The organism is Arthrobacter sp. 10T413_2 (assembly GCF_056394205.1).
Map to the genome: position 1 here is coordinate 1 of NZ_JBFTHK010000157.1, position 9,765 is coordinate 9,765.

The following is a 9,765-nucleotide window of genomic DNA, read 5'->3' on the forward strand; positions in this document are numbered from 1 at the left end:
CGCCTGAGCCGGACCCGGCTCCGGAGCAGGATCCCGGGCCGGCCGACCCGGCACCGGCCGATCCCGCACCGGCGAAGGCGGCCCCGGCCAAACGCGGCTCGTCCAAGCCGGCCGCGAACCCGAAGGCTGCTCCCGCCAAGAAGCCACGGTCCAGGAAGGGCCCTGCCTCATGAGGACGCCCGTCTCGACGTACCGGCTCCAGATCCGTCCCGGCTTCACCTTGCAGGACGCCGCGCAGGCCGTTCCGTACCTGAAGTCCCTGGGCGTGGACTGGATTTATCTTTCGCCGATTCTGACGGCGGAAAAAGGTTCGGACCACGGCTAYGACGTCACGGATCCTTCCGCCATCGATCCGGACCGGGGCGGCGCGGCCGGCCTGCTGGCGGTCTCCGCCGCGGCACGGGAAGCCGGCATGGGCGTGCTCGTGGACATCGTGCCCAACCATGTCGGCGTCGCGACCCCGGCCCAGAACCCGTGGTGGTGGTCCCTCCTGAAGGAAGGGCGGCAGTCCCGCTACGCCCAGGCGTTCGACGTCGACTGGGACTTTGGCGGCGGCCGGGTCCGGATCCCCGTGCTCGGGGAGGACTCGGACGTGGACGCGCTGGAGATCCGGGACGGTGAACTGCGCTACTACGACCACCGCTTCCCGCTCGCAGAGGGCACGTATACCGCAGGTGACTCCACGGYCGATGACCCCCGCGAGGTCCACGGCCGGCAGCACTACGAGCTGATCGGCTGGCGCCGGGCGGACAAGGACTTGAACTACCGCAGGTTCTTTGCCGTCAACAGCCTGGCCGGGATCCGGGTGGAGCTCCCTGAGGTCTTCGATGAAGCCCACGCTGAAGTTATGCGCTGGGTCCGGGAGGGACTCGTTGACGGGCTGCGGATCGACCACCCGGATGGCCTCGCCGACCCGGAAGGCTACCTGCGCCGGCTGCGCAAGGCCACAGACGGCAGCTACCTCCTGATCGAGAAAATCCTCGAGCCGGGGGAGGTGCTGCCGGCCGCCTTCGAGTGCGAGGGCACCACCGGCTACGACGCCCTCGCGGACGTGGACCGGGTGTTCATCGACCCCGCCGGCCAGGGGGCGCTCGACKCGCTCGACACCGAACTGCGCGGCGGGCAGGCTGCCGACTACGACGACATGATCCGCGGCACCAAGCGCAGGATCACCGACGGGATCCTGCACTCGGAAATGCTCCGGCTGGCGCGGCTGGTTCCGGCTGCTGCAGGGCTGGCCCAGGACGCCGCGGCGGATGCTCTCTCCGAGATCATCGCGGCGTTCCCCGTCTACCGCAGCTACCTGCCCGAAGGGGCGGACGTGCTCCGGGAGGCCTGCGAGCTGGCTGTCCGGCGCCGCCCGGACCTCGGGGACGCCGTCGGAATCCTCCTTCCGCTGCTGCTGAAGGCCGGCCCTGAACCCGACGCCGAACTCGGCCTCCGCTTCCAGCAGACCTCCGGCATGGTCATGGCCAAGGGCGTGGAAGACACCGCGTTCTTCCGCTACACCCGGCTGGGCACCCTGACCGAAGTGGGCGCCGACCCCACGGAATTCGCCGTTGCCCCGGAGGAGTTCCACACCCGGATGGCCCGCCGCCTGGCCGAGCTCCCGTTGTCCATGACGACGCTCAGCACCCACGACACCAAGCGCAGCGAGGATACCCGCGCCCGGATCTCGGTCCTGGCGGAACTGGCGCCGGAGTGGCAGGCATCCCTCCGCCGGCTACAGAAGCTGGCACCCCTGCCGGACGGGCCCCTGGCCAACCTGCTGTGGCAGGCCGTCGCAGGGGTATGGCCCGCGGACCGCGACCGTTTGCAGTCCTACGCGCAAAAAGCCGCCCGCGAAGCCGGGAACTCGACCAACTGGATCGATCCGGACGAGGCCTTCGAAGCGAAGCTGGCCGCCGTCGTGGACGCCGCGTTCGACACCCCGGAGGTGACGGCTGAGCTGGAATCCCTCGTGGCGCTGCTGGCGCCGTACGGTGCCGTCAACTCGCTGGGCGCCAAACTCGTCCAGCTCACCATGCCCGGGGTGCCGGACGTGTACCAGGGCACCGAGTTCTGGGACMGGTCGCTGACGGATCCGGACAACCGGCGGCCGTTCGACTTCGGTGAGCGCCGGCGCGCCCTCGCCGCGCTCGACGCCGGTGAGCGTCCGGCGTCGTTCATGGACGACGCGGCGAAACTCCTCGTCACCTMGCGGGCCCTGCGCCTGCGCCGGGACCGGCCGGAGCTCTTCACCGGGTACGTGCCRGTCACGGCCACCGGCGCCGCAGCAGCGCACCTGCTCGCCTTTGACCGCGGAACCGCCTCAACCCCGGGTGCCCTCACGCTTGCCACCCGGCTGCCCCGCGGACTCGAGCAGCGCGGCGGATGGCAGGACACGTMCATCCGGTTCGCCGCCGCCATGACCGACGAACTGACMGGCCGCACCTTCGGCCCGGGCCCCGTAGCGGTGGGGGAGATCCTGCGGGACTACCCCCTAGCCCTGCTKGTGCCGGCGGCCTGACGTATTTCCTGCGACGGTATTCCTGAAAACGATCTTCCCGAAAAGCTGATTCCCCGGACAGCGGAACGGAGCATGACGATGACCTTGCCTGCACACGGAAGCGCGCGCTTCGACCTCTGGGCGCCGGAAGCGGGCACGGTGACGCTGCTTGCCGATGGTCGGCAGTACCCCATGACCCGGCGGCCCGTCGGCGGAACTGACAGCGGCGGCGGCACTGCCGGTGACGGGTGGTGGACCGCCCCCGGAGCGCCCGCCTCCGGGGACGTGGACTACGGGTACCTGCTGGACGGGGACTCCATTCCGCTGCCGGACCCGCGCTCCCGCCGCCAGCCTGCGGGCGTGCACGCACTCTCGCGCACCTTCGACGCCGGCCAACACCACTGGGCGGACAGCCAGTGGGCGGGACGGGAGCTCAAGGGCGCCGTCATCTACGAACTCCACGTGGGCACTTTCACCCCGGAAGGAACGCTGGACGCCGCGGCAGGAAAGCTGCCGTACCTGGCGGAGCTGRGCATCGACTTCGTGGAACTCCTGCCGGTCAACGGGTTCAACGGCACCCACAACTGGGGCTACGACGGCGTCCAGTGGTACGCCRTGCACGAAGGCTACGGCGGAMCCGCGGCATACCAGCGCTTCGTGGACGCCGCCCACGCCGCCGGCCTTGGCGTTATCCAGGACGTTGTCTACAACCACCTCGGCCCCAGCGGAAACTACCTCCCGCGGTTCGGGCCCTACCTGAAGTCGGGGGAGGGCAACACGTGGGGCGACTCCGTCAACCTGGACGGCCCGGAGTCCGACGAGGTGCGCCGCTACATCCTGGACAACGCCGCCATGTGGCTGCGCGACTACCATGTGGACGGCCTGCGGCTGGACGCCGTGCACGCCTTCAAGGACGAGCGCGCCGTGCACCTCCTGGAGGACTTCGGCGCGCTCGCCGACGCCGTCTCGGCGGAGACGGGCCGCCCGGCCACCATGATCGCGGAATCGGACCTGAACAACCCGCGCCTTCTCTACCCGCGGGACGTCAACGGCTACGGGCTGGCCGGGCAGTGGAGCGACGACTTCCACCACGCCGTCCACGTCAACGTCAGCGGCGAAACCACCGGCTACTACGAGGACTTCGACTCGCTGGGCGCGCTCGCCAAGGTCCTGGAACGCGGGTTCTTCCACGACGGCAGTTTCTCCAGCTTCCGCGGCCGGCACCACGGACGGCCCATCAACCCGGCCCTGGTCCACCCCGCCGCGCTGGTGGTGTGCAGCCAGAACCACGACCAGATCGGCAACCGGGCCACCGGGGACCGGCTCTCCCAGACCCTGGGCTACGGGCAGCTCGCGCTCGCCGCCGTCGCCACCCTGACGTCGCCGTTCACGCCCATGCTCTTCATGGGCGAGGAATACGGGGCCAGCACCCCCTGGCAGTTCTTCACCTCCCACCCGGAACCGGAACTGGGCAAGGCGACGGCCGAAGGCCGGATCAGGGAGTTCGAGCGCATGGGGTGGGACCCCGCCGTCGTGCCCGATCCGCAGGATCMGGAAACCTTCACCCGGTCCAAGCTCAACTGGGCCGAGGCCTCCGAGGGGGACCATGCCCGGCTCCTGGAGCTGTACCGGGCGCTGATCGCGCTGCGCCGCACGACGCCGGACCTGATGGAGYCCGGGTTCCAGGACACCGTCACGGACTTCAGCGAGGAAGAGGGCTGGCTGCTGTTCCGGCGCGGCGGCACCGAGGTGGCGATGAACTTCTCCGGCGCGGCGCGGCGCGTCCCGGTCAGCGGGGGCGCCATCGCCCTGGCCACCGACGACGGCGTGCGGCTGGATCCGGGTGCCAACCGCACTCCGGGTGGGGAGCAGGCGGCCGGCCGTCTCCACCTCCCTGGCCACAGCGCCGCGATCCTTACAAACTAGGGCAGGATATGACGTATGACTTATTTGGCAGCTGATACCCGCTACGACTCCATGCCTTACCGACGCGTGGGGCGCAGCGGCCTGAAACTCCCGGCCATCTCCCTGGGCCTGTGGCACAACTTCGGCGACGACAAGCCGTTCGAGATCCAGCGCGCCATCCTGCGCCGCGCCTTCGACCTCGGCGTCACCCACTTCGACCTCGCCAACAACTACGGGCCGCCCTACGGCAGCGCCGAGACCAACTTCGGCCGTCACTTCAAGGACGATTTCGCCCCGTACCGCGACGAACTGATCATCTCCAGCAAGGCCGGCTACGACATGTGGCCCGGTCCCTACGGCAACTTCGGCTCCCGCAAGTACCTGCTGGCCAGCCTGGATCAGTCGCTGGGCCGGATGGGCCTGGACTACGTGGACATTTTCTACAGCCACCGCCCGGACCCGGAGACRCCGATGGAGGAGACCATGGGMGCCCTGGACCAGGCCGTGCGCTCCGGCAAGGCGCTCTACGCCGGCATTTCCTCCTACACCCCGGAGCAGACCCTTGAGGCAGCCCGGATCCTGAAGGAGCTCGGCACCCCGCTGCTGATCCACCAGCCCAGCTACTCCATGCTGAACCGCTGGACCGAGAACGGCAGCCCCAACCTCTTCGAGGCGCTGGAGCAGGTGGGCGCGGGATCCATCGCGTTCTCGCCCCTGGCCCAGGGCATGCTCACCGACCGCTACCTCACGGGCATCCCGGCCGACTCCCGTGCCGCCCAGGACAAGTCCCTGGACGAATCCATGATCACCACGGACAAGCTGGACCGCGTGCGCGGCCTCAACAGGATTGCCGAGGGCCGCGGGCAGACMCTCGCGCAGATGGCCATCGCCTGGATCCTGCGGGARCAGGGCAAGGGCTCGTCCGKCACGTCCGCACTSGTTGGCGCGTCCAGCGTCCGGCAGCTCGAGGACACCCTGGCCGCGATCAACAACCTGGAKTTCGCGGCCGATGAGCTGGACGCGATCGATGAGTTCGCCGTCGAGTCCGACACCAGCCTCTAGGCGGAGAAGGACCGGAAGGCCGGTCTCACATGCCAAATTGGCATCAAGCCGCGAACCCTCCCCAGCACCCCAAGACCGGCAGCGAAAAGACAATCCCTTCCATACCCGTTAGTCGTGCAGACGACTTCGGAAATTGACAGAAAGATGTCAGGAAATGCCGCATCAGAACCCACTCTGTCGCGGCTGGGGACAATGGCCTGACGTCTCTGACGAGGGGGAATGCTGTGCCCGAGGTGGGACTCGAACTGCATTCCCTCCCCCGCAAACACTCAAGTCCCGGGGAAATATGYGAATCCAAAAGACGCAGCCCAGCTTCTCGCGGCCGAATGATTCTTGCTCACATCGCTCATACAAGAACTACGGAGCGCACCTCCAGGAAGCCTTGGCCCGGAGCCATCCGCATCGGTCCGAAGGAACGAGCCTGATCGTGCTGTGATTCCGTCGCACCATTGCTTCCGCAATTTGGTTTGGCTGATGCTGAAAATCGAACTTTGGGCACAGTACGCCATAAGGGCTATGGAAAGCCGGCGTCATGGGACATGCCCATATCGAGGCGACACCAGAAAATCTTGAGATTGGTCTGAGAGACTGCGCGAGACCAAGCTGCCAGCGTTGGTGAGCCAGATCAAAGGAGCCACTCTATGGCCGGATCGAGAGGAGCTGATTGTGGAAGACAACGTAAAGTCGGGGGGCTCCGAGGGCGAGAATGGCAGCCCGAACGGTGGCCGGCTTATCCCGGCAACCTTGGTAATTCGAGTCTGGAGGGACACGGAAAGTCCCGAACCCTTCCGTGCCCGGATCATTGCGGGATCGCCAAACGGCGACGAACACACAATTAGTTATGCTCGCGACCGGGCGKAAGTGGTCGCAGCCGTGAACCGTTGGCTGGACAACCTGCATGACGATTAGAAACTTGCCCGATTCCGCCTCGCCAAGCCCTGCGCCTACAAAACGTCAGCGACGAGCCGCCGAATGCCCTCCGACGGCGCAAGGCCCATGTCCTCGTGCAGCTTCGCTCGATATGTTTCGAAAGCCCGAAGGGCGGCAGCATTGTTGCCCTGATGCCTTTGAGCCCGGATGAGAAGTCCGACCGCACTTTCATAGAGCGGTTCAAGTTCCAGTGCTGCCTCCGATGCTTCCAAGGCAACCTCAAAGTCGCAGCGCGCCAGCGACTCGCGGGCAATGATGTGGAACGCGTGGAGCCGGTCCTGCCGCAATCTGCTCTGTTCAAAGAGCACCCAATCGTCGTACCAGCCCGGGAGCAGCTCGGCATCGCGAAGCAGGTTGAGGGACGATGCGGCGTTGCCGTCGATACCGGTCTGACTTAGCTCCCGAACGCAGGACCGGACCCGGTGCAAGTCGACATCCACCAGATCGCTGAGGGACAGTTCGGCGCCCCCGTTGACCAACAGGCCCGGGACCTGTCGTGAGACCAGGTGCATGCTCACACGTAGGCTCTCCATGGCCCGGCTCTCGCGACTCTCCGGCCACAGGAGCCCTACCAGGTAGCTTCGAGGGCGGGGACCGTGGATAGCCAAGGCGGTGATGAGCCGCTGTTGGCGCATCGCAACATGCATAGTGCACGAGTCCATGCAGAGTCTCCACGTTTGGAAAAGGCTCAGCTGAAAATGGCAAAAGTCGCCGCTTCCCATTGGTACCCCCAAATCCAGCGTGACCGCGAGCTGGAACAGTTCTAGCCATGAGGATCCGCATTTCGGCTGGGCATGTCAATGGGCCGCCGGATCTGCMGGATTTATGAAGCGAAAGGGCGTGACCTTGGCAGCCTGACAGCCCGTACACAACAGCAACCGCCATTAGGCTTGTTCCTGGAATCCGGGCCAAACGGCCCTAGTGACCGACCATCTTGAATTCTGCCAATGCCGCCGACGTTTGGATACCCGAAAATAAGTACATCGGTTATTGCCCGCGCGTCAGCTTTTCCGGATTTACCGTTTCGTCGCCGGCGACGGCCGACGTCGTATCCCGCAAGCCACAGCCGGCCCCCGAACATTTCCGMGAAGTAGGGAGCGTCACCACATGGGGCCCAAACCCACCAGGCTTCGTCACCTCTGCCGACCCTGACCTCGACGGCCCCTGCTCCACCGGCCGACTTCCGTTGACCCAGTACCCCGTGGCAGCGGATCAAACCGTAATTGCACCGTCGGCCCCCATTACCCTTTTTCGTATCCCGTTCCTGTTGCGGGATGAGGGTGGGCTGACCTGCCTGCCCMGGCATGATTGCCGCCCCCAGTAGTCAATGCTCCGAATCTTCTATATCTGTCAAGCCGCCCTCGGGATCGTGGGCCGCCGCGAGACCGCCACAGCGCACGGGGTCACATGGTGGCTCATACAGCGCCCCCTCACCATGGCAGCAACCAGGTTTGCGGAGGACTTCCTTATCCGAGACMGTGGGKAAGCGGCGAGCAGGATGTCGAAGGGGCGGACAAGTCTCGGGCCAAGGTGAAAACATGCGCGCGGTACCGGGCGAGTGCATCAACTCCGAGCTTATTTTCCGCGGGAGCTGGGTCCAGGACAGCCTCGCCGTCGTCCTCCCCCGATCCAGCCCCTTGGCCGTTCACCGACGACGTCCGCACCGGGAATCCCGACAACGGGGACCGCCGCCTTCGCGTCCGACCGTCCATCGCCGTTGAGGCAACCGTCTGAGGACACGTCACCGTTGAACGGACAAACAACCACGAGGCTCTTCCCCGGCTCACGGGAAGGATCAAATCGAGGGGAAATATTCGCCAAGAAACTTCCTTAGCTCATGTCAACAACAGAACCTCACGCCATGAACCGGGAAAGGGGCATTACTGGATTTCTTCATCCGGAGGCGGGAGCTGGTAGCCCAGCTGCTCGTCCACGGACTGGACCCCGTCAACTGCTTCCAGGGCCGACCGGCGGTCATTAGGAACGGACCCGGTGATGAAGCCCGTCTCCAGTACCTGCTCGACCCGCATGCCGCGGGCGCGGAGGGCCTCGGCGACACCGCCAATTGCGGACAGGTGCTCCTGATCGACCGTCACACTGATATTGACCATGATCCTAGGCTACGCTTCCCTGGCGCGACGGAGAGCTGACGATTCCTGCCGTTTCATTGCGGGGCAATGACCAGGMCGGAGCCGACGTCCACGGACGGCGCAAGCAGGCGATCGCTCTCCTGGKCCATTGCGGACCACAGTTCCCGCCCGCGGAAGCCGGTGGCCTGCGCCCACAGGGCGGCCACGCCCGCGGCGTGCGGGGTGGCCATGCTGGTCCCGCTGATGCTCCGGTACCGGAGGGGCATCGGCCAGGACGACAAGACCTGCCAGCCCGGGCCGGCGACGTCTACCTGTCCTCCCCTGATCGCCAGGCTGCGGGCGGAGAAGAACGTCACGTCCAGCTGATGGTCCAGGGCCCCCACCGCCATGATGAAGGGACTGTTTGCGGGGGTACCGACGAAACCGAAATCGCCCTGGAGGCGGCGCGCATTGTTTCCGGCGGCGGCGATGATCAACGAGCCCCTGTCCAGGGCACGCTGGCCGGCCACCACATAAGGGGGATGGACCTGCGGAACGTCGGCTCCGAGCGACATCGAAATGACCGCGCAACCGTTGGTCACCGCCCAGTCAATCCCGGCGAGAATGCCTCCGTCAGCGCCGGAGCCGGCGTTGCTGAGCACCTTGCCGGCGAAGATCTCYGCCTCATAGGCGATTCCGTAGCGCGGCCCCGTGGATGGTGCCCTGGGACCGCARGAGGTTCCGATGCAGTGGGTTCCGTGCCCATTTCCGTCCTGCGGCGCTTCACCCTGGATGAAGGAGCGCGTGGTGACGCTGCGCCCGGCGAAGTCCGGGTGGGTCGAGTCGAAGCCGGTGTCCAGGACGGCGACTTTGACCCCGCGTCCCGAATATTGAGACGAGTTAGCCTGGACGGCCTGCAGCCCCCAGGTGAACTGGGCGGTGTCCTGGAAGATGGGTGCCGTCGGAGCTGCCAGGGTTGCCGCGCMGCCGGCCCTGCMGTTGCCGCCGTTCAGACGGGTGTCCAGGTCCGTCACGGCGTCGCGGTAACCCMGAACGTACTCGCCGGGGGCCACTGTCAGGATGTGATGCACCAGTTCCGGCGATACGGACAAAACAGCGCCCTGCGCTTCGTGCGAAGTCTGGAGGGCGCCGATCTGGTCCGGCTCCGCCGAGACGACGGCGATGCCGAGTGTGCCAAAGACGGTGGCATCAGCGCCGCTGGTTTCCGAGACGTCCACCTCGCGGCCGTGGAAATCGCGCGAGTCCGCCACATTGGCAAGTCCGGCGGACTCCAGCACCGCCGAGGCGTTC

Annotated in this window: 6 protein-coding genes; 3 read left to right on the top strand and 3 right to left on the bottom strand. The window is 66.5% G+C overall.

Annotation, left to right across the window (positions count from 1 at the left end):
- Nucleotides 1–169 precede the first annotated feature (169 nt).
- The 3 genes from treY (at nt 170) to mgrA (ending at nt 5,455) form a co-directional block, all read left to right on the top strand.
- A complete protein-coding gene (treY, locus tag AC1DBQ_RS18535) occupies nt 170–2,509 on the top strand; it encodes a malto-oligosyltrehalose synthase (protein WP_476929904.1) in 2,340 nt (779 codons plus the stop codon).
- Nucleotides 2,510–2,587: 78 nt separating this feature from the next.
- Entirely contained in the window at nt 2,588–4,414 is a 1,827-nt protein-coding gene (gene treZ / locus AC1DBQ_RS18540; RefSeq protein WP_476929908.1) for a malto-oligosyltrehalose trehalohydrolase, read from the top strand.
- Between the two features lie 15 nt (nt 4,415–4,429).
- Nucleotides 4,430–5,455: an L-glyceraldehyde 3-phosphate reductase gene (mgrA, locus tag AC1DBQ_RS18545; RefSeq protein ID WP_476929905.1), complete on the top strand. Its 1,026-nt coding sequence runs from the start codon at nt 4,430–4,432 to the stop codon at nt 5,453–5,455.
- Nucleotides 5,456–6,399: 944 nt separating this feature from the next.
- Here the strand turns inward: mgrA and AC1DBQ_RS18550 are convergent.
- The 3 genes from AC1DBQ_RS18550 to AC1DBQ_RS18560 all read right to left on the bottom strand — a co-directional run.
- The gene (locus AC1DBQ_RS18550; protein ID WP_476929909.1) at nt 6,400–6,897 is read right to left on the bottom strand and encodes a bacterial transcriptional activator domain-containing protein; all 498 of its coding nucleotides are present in this window, start codon (nt 6,895–6,897) and stop codon (nt 6,400–6,402) included.
- 1,368 nt (nt 6,898–8,265) lie between these two features.
- A complete protein-coding gene (locus AC1DBQ_RS18555) occupies nt 8,266–8,496 on the bottom strand; it encodes a hypothetical protein (protein ID WP_476929906.1) in 231 nt (76 codons plus the stop codon).
- A gap of 53 nt (nt 8,497–8,549) precedes the next feature.
- A partial coding sequence (locus AC1DBQ_RS18560) for a S8 family serine peptidase (RefSeq protein ID WP_476929907.1) occupies nt 8,550–9,765 on the bottom strand: 1,216 nt, incomplete at its 5' end.

Coding starts and splice junctions, on each gene's coding strand:
- AC1DBQ_RS18555 (WP_476929906.1), bottom strand. CDS start 8,496: ATGGTCAATATCAGTGTGACGGTCGATCAGGAGCACCTGTCCGCAATT.
- AC1DBQ_RS18550 (WP_476929909.1), bottom strand. CDS start 6,897: ATGCACCTGGTCTCACGACAGGTCCCGGGCCTGTTGGTCAACGGGGGC.